12 protein-coding genes are annotated in these 15,251 nt (G+C 53.1%); 3 read left to right on the top strand and 9 right to left on the bottom strand.

All coding sequences use genetic code 11. The features are described 5' to 3' along the window. Positions 1-53: 53 nt before the first annotated feature. The 4 genes from CRP01_RS24805 to CRP01_RS24820 form a co-directional block, all read right to left on the bottom strand. A complete protein-coding gene (locus tag CRP01_RS24805; RefSeq protein ID WP_099152807.1) occupies positions 54-1,610 on the bottom strand; it encodes a glycoside hydrolase family 32 protein in 1,557 nt (518 codons plus the stop codon). Between the two features lie 78 nt (positions 1,611-1,688). Further along, a complete protein-coding gene (locus tag CRP01_RS24810) occupies positions 1,689-2,801 on the bottom strand; it encodes a ligand-binding sensor domain-containing protein (protein ID WP_099152808.1) in 1,113 nt (370 codons plus the stop codon). 441 nt (positions 2,802-3,242) lie between these two features. Then, on the bottom strand, positions 3,243-3,746 hold the full coding sequence (locus tag CRP01_RS24815) for a hypothetical protein (RefSeq protein WP_099152809.1): 504 nt from the start codon (positions 3,744-3,746) through the stop codon (positions 3,243-3,245). A gap of 15 nt (positions 3,747-3,761) precedes the next feature. After that, positions 3,762-4,676, bottom strand: a complete 915-nt coding sequence (locus CRP01_RS24820) for a ThuA domain-containing protein (RefSeq protein ID WP_099152810.1) — start codon at positions 4,674-4,676, stop codon at positions 3,762-3,764. Between the two features lie 300 nt (positions 4,677-4,976). On the opposite strand from CRP01_RS24820, the gene CRP01_RS24825 reads away from it, so the two are divergent. Then, positions 4,977-5,882, top strand: coding sequence for an endonuclease/exonuclease/phosphatase family protein (locus CRP01_RS24825; protein WP_099152811.1), 906 nt, complete (start codon positions 4,977-4,979; stop codon positions 5,880-5,882). Here CRP01_RS24825 and CRP01_RS24830 read toward each other — a convergent pair. From CRP01_RS24830 to CRP01_RS24845, 4 genes are all read right to left on the bottom strand, one after another. Next, complete coding sequence (locus CRP01_RS24830; RefSeq protein ID WP_099152812.1) at positions 5,879-8,617, bottom strand: glycosyl hydrolase; 2,739 nt, start codon at positions 8,615-8,617, stop codon at positions 5,879-5,881. The genes CRP01_RS24825 and CRP01_RS24830 overlap by 4 nt on opposite strands. A gap of 126 nt (positions 8,618-8,743) precedes the next feature. Continuing rightward, positions 8,744-9,409 (bottom strand): metallophosphoesterase family protein, encoded by a 666-nt coding sequence (locus CRP01_RS24835; RefSeq protein WP_099152813.1) that lies wholly within the window; start codon positions 9,407-9,409, stop codon positions 8,744-8,746. Then, positions 9,409-10,194, bottom strand: coding sequence for a diaminopimelate epimerase (gene dapF, locus CRP01_RS24840; protein WP_099152814.1), 786 nt, complete (start codon positions 10,192-10,194; stop codon positions 9,409-9,411). Before dapF ends, CRP01_RS24835 begins: the two co-directional genes overlap by 1 nt. A 91-nt stretch (positions 10,195-10,285) precedes the next feature. Next, on the bottom strand, positions 10,286-10,495 hold the full coding sequence (locus tag CRP01_RS24845; protein WP_099152815.1) for a hypothetical protein: 210 nt from the start codon (positions 10,493-10,495) through the stop codon (positions 10,286-10,288). A gap of 290 nt (positions 10,496-10,785) precedes the next feature. Between CRP01_RS24845 and CRP01_RS24850 the strand changes: the two genes are divergently transcribed. Beyond that, complete coding sequence (locus CRP01_RS24850; RefSeq protein ID WP_099152816.1) at positions 10,786-12,216, top strand: trypsin-like peptidase domain-containing protein; 1,431 nt, start codon at positions 10,786-10,788, stop codon at positions 12,214-12,216. A gap of 3 nt (positions 12,217-12,219) precedes the next feature. Next, entirely contained in the window at positions 12,220-13,854 is a 1,635-nt protein-coding gene (locus CRP01_RS24855; protein ID WP_099152817.1) for an acyl-CoA carboxylase subunit beta, read from the top strand. Positions 13,855-13,872: 18 nt separating this feature from the next. Here the strand turns inward: CRP01_RS24855 and CRP01_RS24860 are convergent, their stop codons facing one another. Then, on the bottom strand, positions 13,873-15,174 hold the full coding sequence (locus CRP01_RS24860; protein ID WP_099152818.1) for a hypothetical protein: 1,302 nt from the start codon (positions 15,172-15,174) through the stop codon (positions 13,873-13,875). Positions 15,175-15,251: the final 77 nt, after the last annotated feature.

The raw sequence follows: 15,251 nt of genomic DNA on the forward strand, positions 1-15,251 counted from the left end.
AGGATAAAACGCATGCTCCCATTCCGGGCACCAGCATTGAGGACGGCCAGGATTCAAGGAATACCTAAAAGCTTCCAGGCTTCAAAGGAGATCAGACGGGCCGTTCCTCCCAGGCTGGTTAATGCAATGTGCTTCCCTTTAAGATGGTCTTCCTGCACCTGGCGGGAAATGCAGTATTTGCCTCCATTGACAAATACCTCTACGAACTTTTTGTCGACAAAGATCTGCATCTCCAGGGGCTGCCCCGGTTCCCATTCGCGGATCGGCACCGGCACGCCGTCGACATTCAACACATCGCCGTGCCAGATGATGGGCAATCCACCCTGGCCATCCGCGTTGGACAGGACGTTGATGCCGCAAAAACTGGCGTACTGCAGATCCAGACTGATGTGGATCTCCAGTTGGTCTCCCGTAAAGCCGTCTACCACTTCGATGGCCGTTACCGCATTGCTTACCGGTAAGGTTCTCGGTTCCAGTTGAAAATGCTCCGTACGCAACTGCTTCAGCGCTTCTACCGGTCGCTGCACCAGCCGTCCGTCTTCCAGACTCAGCTTGCGGGGAAGTGCGAAACAACCGTTCCAGAGTGGATTGCTGTTTTTTAATGGATGGTTCATGTAGGTAGGCAGCCATTCCCGGTCCCAACCGGGGAGCCAGCCCATCAGGAACAGATCACCGGCCTCATCGGCAATGGTTTCCTGTGCGTAGTAGTGACCACTGTAATCCACCGGAGCTTCGATCTCGGGTTGGAAGCGAAGTTGTTCCAGATCAAATTCCCCGATAAAATAGTTGACCCGGTCCACCGGAGCATCCGTGGAAGCCATAAAGATCCACTGGTCTCCCAGGGGCCTAAATTCCGGCACTTCCAAATTGCGGTAGCGATGTTTGGGAACGGTGAACAGATTGCCCTTGTAGATCCATTCAGTCAGCGCTTCGTTCGTTGCTTCGAAAATGGGCACCGCTACGTAGTTCTCTTCAAACAGATCGGCACAGGCGATGAGAAAGGTCCGCCCCCCGGCGGAAAAAACGAAGGGATCACGCCAAAAGCCGTCAAAAGGAGGCAAACCCGGATGATCCAGGGTGAGTACCGGATTTTTGCCGCGGTGCTCCCATTCGGAGAGTTCTGCGTCGGTAAAGGTGGTCCGCCAGAATTCCAGGGCGCCCCCTCCCCTGCTTTGGGAATGAAATGCCAGTCTTTCGCCCTGCTCGGTCACAATAGTCGAGCCGGAACCTACCGCGTTCAGTCCCAGTTCGAAGCCCGGGGTAAGTCCCGTTGGCATCGGTTCCCAGTGCAGCAGATCCTTACTTCTGGCGTGCGCCCAGTACCAGCCGCCCGGATGGTGCGCGAAGGGATACAGTCCGTAAAAGATGTGGTACCATCCATCGTGATAAATACCGCCGTTCGGATCACCCATACAACCGGCCGGAGGGGTCAGGTGAAAGGCGGGGCGCAGGGTATCCCGTTCCAATTTAGGGGTAGCTACCCTGATCGCGCTATCGATGTTTTCGGATGTCAATTTGCGACTCTGGGCCGCCACCGAAAGGGTACAGCACCAGAGGGCAAAGATGAATGACCAGCGCTTAGGTAAGCATTGCAGGCGGCTATTCTTCATGGTGGATCTTGCTTTTCCGCTAAAGATATACCGTCCCACTGGCCCCGCTATCCTGGGGAGGAGGGCCGGACGATTCCATCAGGGCTGGAACTTTTCAAATTCCTGTCCGGTAAAGCGGAATACACCGTTTTGCGACGAAGCCAACCAGATAACGTCCTGTAGATCAGCATAAATGGAAAAGAGTGGCACCTGCTTCCCACCCACCTGCACCGGATGATGGATGAACTGTGCTCCGTCCGTTTGCCAGACCCCGCCATCGTAGGTGAGCAACCACAGCGTTCCTTGCTGGTCCGCCGTCATGGACATGAAATAGGGGAAGTCGTAGCCGGGGATGTCACCGCCCATTCCCTCCATTCGCCGGTAAGGGACCTGCCCTTCGTTGGTGGCGGACGTATCTTCGGACAGTACCTGGTAGCGATAGCGCGTATTGCAGAACCAGAAATCGCCATCCGGATCTTCCAAAATAGAGCGTATCCCAAATTCACCACCGGCGGGGGTCTCGGTCAGGTGTTTTTCGTACAGCCAGCCGATCGATGTTCCATCGAAGCGGCAAATGCCAAACGAGACCGTCCCAAACCACATGGCTCCCGACCGGTCCTGGTACATGGAGTAGATCCCGTACGGATTGTAGGCGGGGTTGAGATAGCGGGAATAAAATTCATCCGCCAGTTTGCTCGGGGGAAACTTCAGCTGGTATAGATATTTGCCGTCGTAGCGATATGGGCCGCTTTTGTCCCAGCCCATTCGAAACCACAGATCGTTCGGTTCCAGCTTCCACTCCCGGGCGGCAATATCGGTGGTATTGATTTCCAGATCGGTGAATTGCTGCCCGTTGAATTTACAGACGCCTTCGAGAGTATCGAAAAAGATATTCCCCGCTGCGTCTTCCTGGATGCCGATCACCTGGTGACTGCACAGGCCGTCCTGCTTTGTGTAGATGGACAGTTGCTTACCGTTGTAGCGATATACACCCTGCTCGCCGCCGCCGAACCAATAATCGCCCCGACTGTCCTGAAAGATCACCCTGACGCCCCCTTCGATCGAAGTGGCCAGGCGGTTGGCAGTGGAAGTATCGGAGGTAACATCGATTGGTTTGGATTGGTCCGGCGCCTGCTGGCCGGAACAGGAAAAGCAGCAACTAATGATCAGGAGTAATCGAAGACTTTGGGACCAAAAGAAAGAAGTATACATTGGAGCTTTTCTCCCAAATGTAAGCGCCGGTTCTTTTTTCCGGGCGGCTCAATTGTAAATAGTTGTAAACGGAATTAAAAATATGCTGAAGGAACTGCCGGGCTCCCGCTTGGCCCGGTCCCCCGGAAAGCACATTGCAAGCCGGACAGTAGGGCAATCGCATATAATTCCTTTGGTACTTTTTGCGCAAAAAAGTACCCAAAATGCCGGGCAAAATTATCCCTCCCACGAACCTGGCTCCCGAGAGGTACGAACCCGTATGGGCTCCCACCCCCAGTACGGGCCCTTATGGGCATTTTGCCCGCTTCCCAGCCCGCCTACCGACCAATCATTACCCTAAATTGAGCATCTTGGAAAATGCGACGCCTTTCTATCGCCTATTTCAGCCGGTTTTTATATCCTCCCATTTTTAATGCGATTGCCCTACCGGACAGCGTACATTTATATTCTTTTAAACAGATCCCTTATTTTGCGGATAAAGCTTTTCTTCTCCGCTGCTTTCCGACCGGCACGCTGCTCCTGCTTCATCTGGTACCGGATCTCCCCGTAATCGTCCGGACTCAGGAAGATCAGTTGCCGGTCCGATAATTCCAGCAGCAGCGAAGGTTCTACGTACAGCCCACAGCAATCAAAATCGGGGCCCGACAGTGCGAAGAACCTTCGCCGCTCATCCGGTTTAAATTTCGCCAGCACTTCATTACATAGGTCGGCAATTTCCTCACTGTAACCGCTAAAATGGTCAATGGTACATTCCATCTGCTGCTGATTGATCGTCAACCGAAGTTTCAGCCCACGGCCGTGTTGCATTTTTTGCAGTTTGTTCAGGGTCAATTGTCCGTCCGTTAGTGCAAAATACCGGCCAATCAGATCGCCGTAATGCTCGACTTCCGGGCTGCATTCAAAGTATTTACCTTCCGGTACGATCCCTGCGAAATGATTTTCCATTGACCGGTGTGTGTTTTATTTCAGCATTGGCGTATCGTCACATTCCAGATCACCTAAAGCGTACTGCAGGCCATCAAGGTAGAATTTCAGCATCCGCTCGTCCTCGAAGCTCTGGGCGTTATGCGAGGGCGATACGTAGAATACCCGCCCTTTACCGTGTTTTTTAATCCAGGAAACGTAGCGGATATTATCTTCGATGGGACTTTTTTTACCGGTCAGCTCGTCGGTATCGATGTACAGCAGCGGCTTGAAGTTCTTTTGCACATAGGCATTGTTGAAGAGATAGGGTTCATCAACGTGTACAAAAGGTTTTCCGTCAAAAGCCTTGACCAGCGGATGATCCGGCTCTACCAACTGCAGCGTCAGTTTCTGCTGCGGAGGGTGGTAATCAAAACTGCCGCCGACCAGTTCACTGAAAGCCATCGAAGTGTTCTGCATGGTGACGCCACCGTGGGAGACCATCAGGCCACCGCCTTTTTTCACGTATTTGATCAGATTGGCTTCCAGTTTGGCGGCCATTTTCTGCTTTTGCTTTTCGCTGAGACTTTCGTCCTTATCCAAAACATCCAGGAAGATATTGCGCCGCGGATTAACCGAGCAGTTGTTGTTGAGCACCACGGCGTCGTATTGCTTCAGGTTTTTGCTATCCAGGCTAAAAATATCCTTGGTAATCTCCGCTTCGTAGGCACCCGATCTTTCGCCCAGCGTTTTGATCACTGCACTGGTATGCGGGATCACCCAGTGCTTGAATCCGGTGTGCAGATCGAAGATCAGTACCTTTCGTGGCGCATCGGGTCGGGCTTCGGGCTGGGCAGGTGCGGTACTGCTTATCTTCTGGATCCACTCGTCGGTTAGCTCAAACGGTTTTTCCTGGGCTTTTGCGTAAAAGCTGAGGGCTACAATGATTATAACAAATCTTAATCTGATCATGATACTATTTAAGTTTAACGATTATTCTAAAACGATACCGCAATCCGCTTTTCATCCAGGAGCGATTAAAGCGCAATTACTGAATAATAGTAGACATTTCCGCGGAAGCGCGCCATTCCATAACTTGCGGCTTTCGGAAATAAAGACGTTGTCCCAGCCTTCCTCACTGTCCGATGTGTCCGTTTTTTTCTTTCGCAGAGAGGAAACCGGACCAGCAAACCCTGAAAATCACCGATCGGCGGTGCGTTAATTTTTTTATCAAAACTTGAAACGGGTTCAGACCACAAAAGAACATTTAAAATGACCACATCCGGATATTCACTAAAAAGTTTACTGCTCCTATTCCTGCTGACCGCCGGCTACTGGCAACTACAAGGGCAGGAAATTCCCAGCCCGCTTCGCGTCATTTCCTACAATATCTGGAACGGTTTCGACTGGGGCAAGGATAGCCTACGGCACCAAAAATTCCTCGACTGGACTACTTTTCAAAAACCGGATATCCTGGCGCTTCAGGAGTTGTGCGGCTATACCCAGGGCCGACTGGAACAGGACGCCCGCAGTTGGGGCCACGAGCACGCCCTCATCCTGAAGGAAGACGGCTACCCGGTAGGGATCACCTCCCGTTGGCCCATTAAACTGATCGGAAAATACCGGGAAGGCATGTGGCACGGGGTACTGCACGTTCAAACTGCCGGTATGGATATTTTCGTGGTCCATCTGAGTCCGGCCGACTGGCAGTTCCGGAAACGGGAAGCCGGCTCGATTGCCGGTAAGCTCGATTCCCTGTCGACCGATCATTATCTCGTGCTGGGGGATTTTAACGCCCATTCTCCGATGGATGCCGATCTCGACCGGGACCGGAAGGCGCTGCTGGCAAAGTATAAGGCCGGGGATGCCCGGAGCGAAAAGCACCAAAATCTTCGTCACGGTTACTGGGATTACACCACCCTTTCGACTTTTTTAAGACAGGGGCTCACCGACCTCAGCATGCCGTTTATCACCCCGGCCGAACGCTATAGTTTTCCCACACCGGCCTTGACCAATATCTGGCAAACCGCTTCCGAGATCCCGCGCAACCGGGAACGGATCGACTTCATCCTGGCCAGTCCGGAACTCGCCAAACGCTGCGTCTACTCCCGCATCCTGAACGGGCCGGAAACGGCGGAACTCTCCGATCACTATCCGGTGGTGGCGGATTTCATCTAGTTTTCCACCCGCTGCAGCGGACTGATCGTCACTTTGCCCAACAGACCGGAAGGCATTGGATCCCATTTGGTTGCATCGAATGGCTGATAGTCCTTGTTCACCATATTGATCTCGTGGAAGATCTTCCATTCTTCGCCCCTCATTTCCTTGGCCCGAACGCGATTCGCCGCCAGATTGGTCACCTGGATCACCAACTTGTTCTTGTCTAGCAGGGGCCCCGTCTTTAAGGTGAACGGTACGGACCAGGCCGTACCTAGATAGGTATCATTGAGCCAGACTCGCGCGCTTTCCCGCACATCGCCGAGGTCCAGTTGCCAGTTATCGGCTGCTGTGTCCGGGCGGTCAAAGTGTAGCGTGTACTGCGCCGTTCCCGAAAAGTACTCGGCGTCCTGGCTGATCTCGGTCCAGGATCCCAGTTCGGTCACCGTAGTCTTTGCCGGTAAGCTAGGTCCACCCTCCAGGAAGTTCACTTCCCACTCCCCTGCCAACGGCACGGCATCGCCGGTAGTTTCGTAATAAGCCCAATCGGAGCGTTCGGCCGTTTTACCGGTACTCAGGAACAGGGACCGCCCGGAGGGAATGTTGACCTTCACCCAGGTAGTGGAGCCGTCTTTCCGGATGGCCGCGCGGCCCGATCTACCGGTGAGGGGATCGTGGACCGTCACGGCATCGGTCGTCCATGCCAGCGGTATGGAGGTATCCACCGTCCGGGGAGTGTGATTAACCAGATAGTAGATCTTTTCACCGTCGTGGGACCGGCGGATGAATTTCAGACCCGATTCCACCAGAGCTTCCGGATAAATACCGGCAGCATTCAGGGCCGTAAGGGGATCGGCTGCAACCTGGGTCTGATCGCGATTATCCGAGATTAGCTTTGTCAAGGTCTCATTCTGTTCCTGGTACCGGTTAAAACCCGGCACGGATTCCGGCAATCCCGCAAAAATGATATTGGCGCCCGCCCGTTTCAGCGCTACTAATTTTTCGAGTGTGGCCAGCGGCATTTTATCACTATCGGGGATCACCATGCTCTTGTAAGTGCCCCCCGGCAGTACCAGCAGGCCATTTTCCACCTTTGCCTGGCTGATAAAATCATCCGAAATAAAATCGACACTGTAGCCTTTGCCCATCAGCCGGTTGGCGGTTTCGTAGAATTTCGTATGGAGTAACCACTCGTCCAATGAATGGATCTTAAACTGGAAAAATAGACTGCCTTTGAGATAATCGTCCCAGACATCATAAACCGGCCAGTACAGCAGCACCTCATTGTCCGGCGTGCCGAGCTGGAGCAGGGACTGGCAGTTGGCGATATAAGAGAATAGGCCGGGTACATCCGCCCAGATCGTATTATTCGGATGGAAATTGACGGAAGCGTAGAATTTCCAGCCCGGCCAGGCGGCCCGGTCGGGAGAATAGGTGGAACCGTGCAGAAAGATGTGGTTCACCCCGTTCAGGAAAAGGTCTTCCAGTTCCGGTTTGCACTGGGACAAGGCCGTCTTAAAATGATCGCGCAGCCAGGTGAAGGTTTCGGAAGAAGTCAGCGGCTTGCCGGCGATATGAGCGGCGGAAGAGGAAAATTTCAGCATCACGGCATCTGCGTCGCCCGCCCGGATATCCGCCGCTTCCCTCCGCAGGCCCGGAATATCGTAGGGCATGGAACCGAAGGTCTCACATTCGGGGATATCGGCCGAAGCGTACAGATCGATAAGATTGCCCGGCGAGCCGTGGGCCTGGAGTCGGGTTTTGAACTGCCGGTGGTTGGCCCAGTCCGTCCAGGGTCGGTTAAATTCGGTCAGCAGCAGATCCGACAGGGTTTGCCGGTAATCACTGCGGATGCGGTTGCCGATCTCTTCGTCCCCGGTACTGACCAACTCTTTTAAGTGCGGTTTCAGGTCGTATCCTCTCCGTTCCCGGAATGCCTGAAAAAATTCGGGTGTAAAGTCCGTCCCGTACACCTCGTAGCTGTCGTTGAAAATAGCACGCGGCTTGCCCCCCAGGCTCGCAAAAGCCGAGTCGAAACGCTGCACATAGCTATTCAGTGCGGCCGTGGAATAGTGATCCAGGGTAAATCCTTTACCGCCGGGGGCCGCCCGTTTGACCTGCTGCCGCGTTTTGCCGGTAAAGACCGAATAGAGCGTATAATCGGTTTTGCGGGCTTTCCAGCGCAGCACGCCGTCTTTTAGTTTATTAGTGAGGTCCACATACCGGCCGTCGTCCCCGAAAGCCAGTACATGATCGAGTTGGGCGCTGCCGCGATTTTTTTCCTCCTGCGGCACTATTTGCAGTTTTAGCTTCTCGCCCTTGCGCACTTGCTGCTGATCGACGATCAGTTTGGTCGCGGCATATTCCGGACTTACCTGCGGACCACCAAAGGGCCAGCCCGTTCCCAAGTTCATGTCTACCTGCATGCCCAGGCTGTCGGCCGTGGCGATGGTGTAAGCCAGCATGTTCATCCATTGGGGCGACAGATAGTCCAGGAAGTTCGCTTCCTCCCCTTTCACGCCGTAGATCGGTGTGATCTCCACGCCGCCCAGGCCCGCTTTGTCGTAGGCGATCAGGGTATTGCGAATGTTCTTTTGGTCGATCGCGCTGCCCATCCACCACCAGCGGGTCCACGGTTTGGTGGTACTGGTGATCTCCGCGGCGGGCGGAAATGCCGGCTGGGCGATTACTTGACTGAGCGGAAAAAGCAAAAAGATCAGTGCGATTATAAGGGTTACGGGCGAGTCGTTTTTCATGGATAATCAGCTTTAAAGACAGCAATTCCAATTACCGTTAAGTCCCTGCGGTAGGCAACTGAAGGTTTGGAAATATAATTGAATTGATTGATTGCTTTTTAAAGACGCAATTCGATCGGATCCGGCTTACAGGAGGCCCCTCCGAATTTGTCCCTTGCTGTTGGCCTGCAGGTATTCGTTCGTTTCTACATTCAGACAGGTCAGCCACTGCCCTCCGTAGGCATAAGTATCGATACAGATCGTATGGCCAAAATCGGCAATTTTGCCATTTTTTCGGGAAGTATGCCCACAGATCACTTTTTGTTCCGGGCTGTAGGGTTCGGGTATTTCGAACTTTTTCCAGAATAAATGGTGATCATCTTGAGCCTCGAGAGATCTGCCGGGTTCCAATCCGGCGTGCACGAACAGGAATTGATCGTATTCCAGGTAAGGTTTGCAGGAGGCTATGAAATCCCAATGGGAACGGTCGATATGGTCCGCCCAATCCGGGGCGTCGCCGATGCCGTAAGAATCCAGCGTAGCTGTGCCTCCGAAGTACATCCAACTCATGAGGTGTTGGCGGGAATTTCTGGACCGGGCCATCATTATTTCGTGGTTCCCCAGGATGAACTCAAACCGATATTCCCGGCGCTGCTCGATCAACCAGTCGATCACTCCTTTGGAATCGGGCCCGCGATCCACATAATCACCGAGAAAAACCACCAAATCATCCCGACCGATAAAGGATTGGTCAAAAATTGTCCGGAGTGCCGCCAGGCAACCGTGTATGTCACCAATCGCAAAGGTGGCCATTATAAGCGGTCGATCTCCCCCGTAAACACCAGTTCCGCCGGTCCGCAGAGCCAGATCTCGCTGAAACCGTCGGTCCCTGCCTGAAAGCGCACTTCCAGTTCACCGCCTTTGACTTTAATCGGCACCTTATCCACTCCCTTCCCGTACTGCAGGTGGTAAGCGATCGCTGCTGCCGTCACACCCGTACCGCAGGACAGGGTCTCATCCTCCACCCCGCGTTCGTAAGTAGCTACCGTAATGCCGTTCTCCTGCGTTTGCACAAAGTTGACGTTCGTGCCTTCGGCCCGGAAGCGGTCGGAATAACGGATCGCCCGGCCGGCCTGAAAGACATCCAGGTCCGCCAGATCATCCCGGAAGGTGACGTAATGCGGCGACCCGGTATTGAGGTAATAAAAATCGCTGCCTTGCTCGATGTCCTGTACATCGATCATCTTCAGTTCCACCCAGCCATCTTCGCGCACCACGGCATCGTGGGCACCGTCGATCGCCCAAAAACGGCAGGTGTCGCTAAAAACGCCGAGGCGATGGGCAAAGGCGGTAATGCAGCGTCCACCGTTGCCGCACATGCTGCTTTCCCGGCCGTCGGAATTGAAATACACCATTTCAAAATCGTAGCCCTCTTTCTGCTGCAGCAGCATCAATCCATCCGCACCGATGCCAAAGCGGCGATCGCACAGGCGCTCGATGATCTCCTGATCGGTTCGTTGTAAATATTGCCGGTCCCGTTGATCGATGATCACGAAATCATTGCCGGTTCCCTGGTATTTGAAGAAAGGTATTTGCATAAGTTTATCGTCGTAGGTCAGTAGGTGGCAGGTCGCAGGTCCGTCTGAAATCGACAGTGACTTGCGGCCGGTCAACTTACAAATAAATCACTTATTCTATCGTATCCAATGGTACTTCGTTGATCTCAATTTTTTCCTGTACCGGCTGCTCCTGGCCGAATGGTACTCCCAGTTTCCAGTGTCGATACGCCATCAGCGCCAGTAATAACAAGATGAGCGCCAGGCCGATAAAACTAAATTTCCAGCCCCAGATATTTCCGATGTACTCCCCGTCAAACGGGTCTTTTTTGTCTTCCGCCATCGTTTTTTTCGCAAAATTGCATTTTTTTGGGCGTACTTCCTGATTATCGTTAAATTTGTAGTAGCCACCCTATTCCTCCTATCGTTCTGTTAATAACCATTTGTCGAAGAAATTAAATTTCCTACATAGGCGTTAATGTCTTCGGGAAATTGTATTTTAACATTTTGGTTTAAGCCAGACGAATTGATTACAAAAACTATCGAAACACGGGCATCTCGAAATTTCGCCTGCTAGGGAAAGTTATATTCCTGAAATTCACGATACCCGGGTGTAAAAGCTGAAAATCGCCCATGAAGTATTATGGTACTATAATCGGATCTTCGCTGCTGAGCGCGCTGTTGGCCATCTTGGGTTATCATGCTTTTGTCGGCCCGCAGGAAGTCATTATCCGGGAAACGCACCCCAGCCGGTACACGGCCTACGCGGAAGACATCATCGAGGAGATCCAGCCCCGTACTTTCCTGTCCGCTGCTCCGACGGATTTCAGTAAAGCCGCCATGGCGGTTACCCCGGCGGTAGTCAATATCCGGGCGATTCAGACCGGTTTCATCGATCGCTGGCGCGGTTCCCGTACCTACGGATCCGCCTCCTCCGGCTCGGGCGTGGTGATCTCTCCCGACGGTTATATTGTGACCAATCACCACGTGGTGGAAGAAGGCAATTTCATCCTCGTCAACTTCAGCGATAAGCGCGAAATGAAGGCTAAAGTGGTCGGCACCGATCCTTCAACTGACATGGCGCTGATCAAGGTGAATGCCGAAGACCTCTCCTATCTGGCATTCGGTAACAGTGATTCGCTCAATATCGGCGAATGGGTACTGGCCGTAGGTAATCCCTTCGACCTATCCTCCACCGTGACCGCGGGCATCGTCAGCGCCAAAGGCCGCAGTATCGATATCCTGGAAGGCACCGACCGGATCGAATCCTTTATCCAGACGGATGCTGCCGTCAATCCCGGCAACAGTGGCGGAGCGCTGGTGAATACCAACGGAGAACTGATCGGCATCAATACCGCCATCATTACCCAATCCGGCCGCTACGAAGGCTACTCCTTCGCCATTCCCGCCAATCTGGCGCGCAAGGTGGTCAAAGACCTCAAAGAATACGGCGTTGTGCAGCGTGGCGTACTGGGCGTTTTTATTGATAATGTGGATCACGACATTGCCGAAGAACTCGGCCTTCCCACCGTGGAAGGGGTATTCGTTACCCGGGTCACTCCGGGCAGCGGCGCCGATGAGGCCGGCATGCAGAAAGGCGATGTGATCCTGAGTATCAACGATATCAAAACCAAATCCCTGCCCGAGATGCAGGAACAACTGGGGCGTTACCGCCCCGGCAATACGGTCCGGGTGGTATATTTCCGCCGGGGTAAATCGTATACCAAAGATATTTTGCTGAAGAATAAAACGAATAATACGGCCATCATTACCGCCGACGAACAGAACACTTTACTGCGATTAGGGTTTGATATTAGAGAACTCACCAAACAGGAGCGCAAAGTACTGGAAGTAGATGGCGTTAAGGTCGTCAGCATTGTGCGCGGCAGCGTTGTTGCTGATACCAAAATGGATCAGGGCTTCATTATCACCCACGTCAACGAACGGCGGGTTTCCGACGTCAAGCAGTTCATGCGTTTACTGGAACGGGCCCGCGGGCAGGTCATGCTCTCGGGAGTCTATGAAGAATTCGAAGGAGAATATTATTACGTTTTTGAAAAATAACTGATGACGAAAAAGGAATTGGACCATAACCGCAATGAAGACAGTCTTAAATTATTAATCTCGCAATTACGCCGTTACGAAGAACGCATTAGCCTGGGAGGTGGTCCAAAGCGAATAGAAAAACTCCACAAAAAGGGCAAACTCACCGCCCGCGAAAGAATCGATAAATTAATAGATCCCGATCAGCCATTTCTGGAGATCGGCATATTTGCCGGCCAGGATATGTATCCCGAATACGGAGGATGTCCGGCCGGAGGCGTGATCGTCGGCATCGGCTACGTCAGCGGCCGCCAGTGTATGATCGTGGCCAACGACGCTACGGTAAAAGCCGGCGCCTGGTTTCCGATCACCGGCAAGAAAAACCTACGCGCCCAGGAGATCGCTATGGAGAACCGGCTGCCGATCATCTATCTGGTAGACAGCGCCGGCATTTTCCTGCCCATGCAGGACGAGATCTTTGCCGATAAAGAACATTTCGGACGCATCTTCCGCAACAACGCCAAAATGTCCAGTGCGGGTATCCCTCAGATCTCCGCCATTATGGGCAGTTGCGTGGCCGGCGGGGCTTACCTGCCGATCATGTCGGATGAAGCCCTGATCGTAGAAGGTACCGGTTCCATTTTTTTGGCCGGCCCCTACCTCGTAAAAGCGGCCATCGGAGAAGATGTAGACGCTGAAACCCTCGGTGGCGCTACCACCCAGTCGGAGATCTCCGGGGTGACGGACTATAAAGTGCCCGATGATGAGACCTGTCTGGAGACGATCCGCGGACTGGTGGATAAGATGGGCCACTTCGAAAAAGCCGGTTTTGACCGCGCCGAGCCCAAACCACCGGCCAAGGATACGACGGAAATCCTCGGCCTCTTTCCGGATGATCCCGGCAAACCCTACCATACCAAAGATATACTCGAACGTCTGGTGGATGATTCCGAACTCATCTACTACAAGGACGGTTACGGACAAACCATGATCTGTGCCTACGCCCGTATCGACGGCTGGTCCGTGGGCATTGTGGCCAACAATCGCGAAGTGATCCGCAATGCCAAGGGCGAAATGCAGTTCGGCGGTGTGATCTATTCGGATAGCGCCGATAAAGCGACCCGCTTTATTCTTAATTGCAACCAGAAAAAGATACCGCTGCTCTTTATGCACGACGTGACCGGCTTTATGGTCGGCACCCGCTCCGAACACGGTGGGATCATTAAAGACGGCGCGAAGATGGTCAATGCCGTTTCCAACTCTACCGTTCCGAAATTCACAGTGGTAATGGGCAACTCCTACGGGGCCGGCAACTACGCCATGTGTGGCAAAGCCTATGACCCGCGCCTGATCGTGGCCTGGCCGACGGCCCGTATTGCAGTGATGGGTGGCGCCCAGGCCGCCAAAACCCTGCTACAGATCCAGGTATCCGGCCGGAAAGCCAAAGGAGAAGAGATCAGTACGGAGGAGGAAGAAAAGTTGCTCAACGAAATCCAGGACCGCTACGACCGCCAGACTTCGCCGTATTACGCCGCCGCCCGCCTCTGGGTGGATGCCATCATCGATCCGCTGGAAACGCGTAAGTGGATCTCCGAAGGGATCAAAGCGGCGAATAACGCACCGGTGGAGCGCTTTAATCCGGGGGTTATTCAGACCTGATGGCAGAATCAGCCGGAGCTAATGTTCAAAGCTGTCGGTCAACCGGACCTGGCTGTTACCATCCAGTAGCTCCACATCATCAATATAACCCGGTCCGCGGAAGAAATAGGAGATCTCTTTAAGCGCACCGATGTCTTCCCGGTAAGTAGTCTCAAAGATAGCGCTGCCGTTGAGGAAAAGCTGCAGCTGCTTTGCACGCACCCTCACTTCCACCCTTTGCCAGTCGGTCATATTGGTACCAAAAGCCGTAAGATCGTGATTTTTTCCACTGAAGGTCTGCTCACTGCACCGCAGGCCGAGTTCGCTTTCGCAACCCTTCGGCCCAAAAGTGATCCAGAAGTACCGCTGGGTCCCCTTGATCAACAGGCTGAGGTCCGGACACTGCATAGATGGGGTATGGTCCATCCGGAAGCGGGAAGAATAGGTGAAATTATCGCCATCTGCTTCAAAGTTCCGTACGTTGTAAAAGCCCAGTTGAAAGGGCTGTTGCTCATCGATATGCTGTTCCGCGAGTGCATTTGGCCGAAGCCCCAGAAAGGGTCCTTCCGCGTAGTCGGTAGAGTCAAAAGTAACGATATTTTCCAGGGGCTGGCGCGCCGAGACAAACCAATCCGGATAGGTGATATGAACGGGAATTTCCCGGATCACTTGATCATCGGCCAGCAAGCTGGCGGTGAAATAACCGGGAATGTAATAGATATCGGTCTGGGTGGTGTATTTCGGCGACAATTTTACCCGGCGGCTGATGTCCCAACTCTGTTGCAGGAAAAAGCTATCGGCCACTACTCCGCTGACATCGTAAGAGAAAACCACGGTATTCGGGACCTGCTCCTCCACTGAGGTCTGACAGGAAAATTGTACGTTCGTCAGTTCCTCCGGTGATATGCCCCTCTTCTCTTCTCGCTTAAGCGCAATACTGGCGGCCAGCAATCCCCCGGCCAATACTATTGCAAATCCCCACCGGGCAAAGGCGGGTATAGACCGCTTTTCAAGACGTTCCGGAGCTTTTCCTCCCTCCACCACCGGACCGGGTGATCTTTCAAGTCGGGATTTTTTTAATACGTTCCAATCCTGACCGTACGCCAGTTGTGACAACGCATTACGGGTGGCTGCGTGCGGTAAGCGCTGGTACTGATTGCTCCAGATCCGCTTAATGGTCGATAAACTCAAAGTCGTTCCCGTTTTTTCCTCAATGTAAAAAACCAGGAATTCGTAGTCTTTCTGCGTCCACTCCGCCGGGTTTCCCAGTTCGGCGGCGTCTCCGATCCTGATCTTCACTTCTTCCAGAAGCTGCTCATCTACACCCTTTAAATCATTCATTTACAAGTCGGTATAATTTGATCGAAAAATGCGGCTATAATGAACGGGAAATGCTACCCTTTTCCTCTTTCGCTTTT

It is taken from the genome of Flavilitoribacter nigricans DSM 23189 = NBRC 102662, from assembly GCF_002646595.1.
In the GTDB taxonomy this organism is placed as follows: domain Bacteria; phylum Bacteroidota; class Bacteroidia; order Chitinophagales; family Saprospiraceae; genus Flavilitoribacter; species Flavilitoribacter nigricans.

Bases quoted from the DNA above. Each gene is read 5' to 3' on its own strand.
- dapF (WP_099152814.1), bottom strand. From the start codon at position 10,194: ATGCAAATACCTTTCTTCAAATACCAGGGAACCGGCAATGATTTCGTG.
- CRP01_RS24830 (WP_099152812.1), bottom strand. From the start codon at position 8,617: ATGAAAAACGACTCGCCCGTAACCCTTATAATCGCACTGATCTTTTTG.
- CRP01_RS24855 (WP_099152817.1), top strand. From the start codon at position 12,220: ATGACGAAAAAGGAATTGGACCATAACCGCAATGAAGACAGTCTTAAA.
- CRP01_RS24825 (WP_099152811.1), top strand. From the start codon at position 4,977: ATGACCACATCCGGATATTCACTAAAAAGTTTACTGCTCCTATTCCTG.
- CRP01_RS24850 (WP_099152816.1), top strand. From the start codon at position 10,786: ATGAAGTATTATGGTACTATAATCGGATCTTCGCTGCTGAGCGCGCTG.
- CRP01_RS24845 (WP_099152815.1), bottom strand. From the start codon at position 10,495: ATGGCGGAAGACAAAAAAGACCCGTTTGACGGGGAGTACATCGGAAAT.
- CRP01_RS24820 (WP_099152810.1), bottom strand. From the start codon at position 4,676: ATGATCAGATTAAGATTTGTTATAATCATTGTAGCCCTCAGCTTTTAC.
- CRP01_RS24810 (WP_099152808.1), bottom strand. From the start codon at position 2,801: ATGTATACTTCTTTCTTTTGGTCCCAAAGTCTTCGATTACTCCTGATC.
- CRP01_RS24815 (WP_099152809.1), bottom strand. From the start codon at position 3,746: ATGGAAAATCATTTCGCAGGGATCGTACCGGAAGGTAAATACTTTGAA.
- CRP01_RS24860 (WP_099152818.1), bottom strand. From the start codon at position 15,174: ATGAATGATTTAAAGGGTGTAGATGAGCAGCTTCTGGAAGAAGTGAAG.
- CRP01_RS24805 (WP_099152807.1), bottom strand. From the start codon at position 1,610: ATGAAGAATAGCCGCCTGCAATGCTTACCTAAGCGCTGGTCATTCATC.
- CRP01_RS24835 (WP_099152813.1), bottom strand. From the start codon at position 9,409: ATGGCCACCTTTGCGATTGGTGACATACACGGTTGCCTGGCGGCACTC.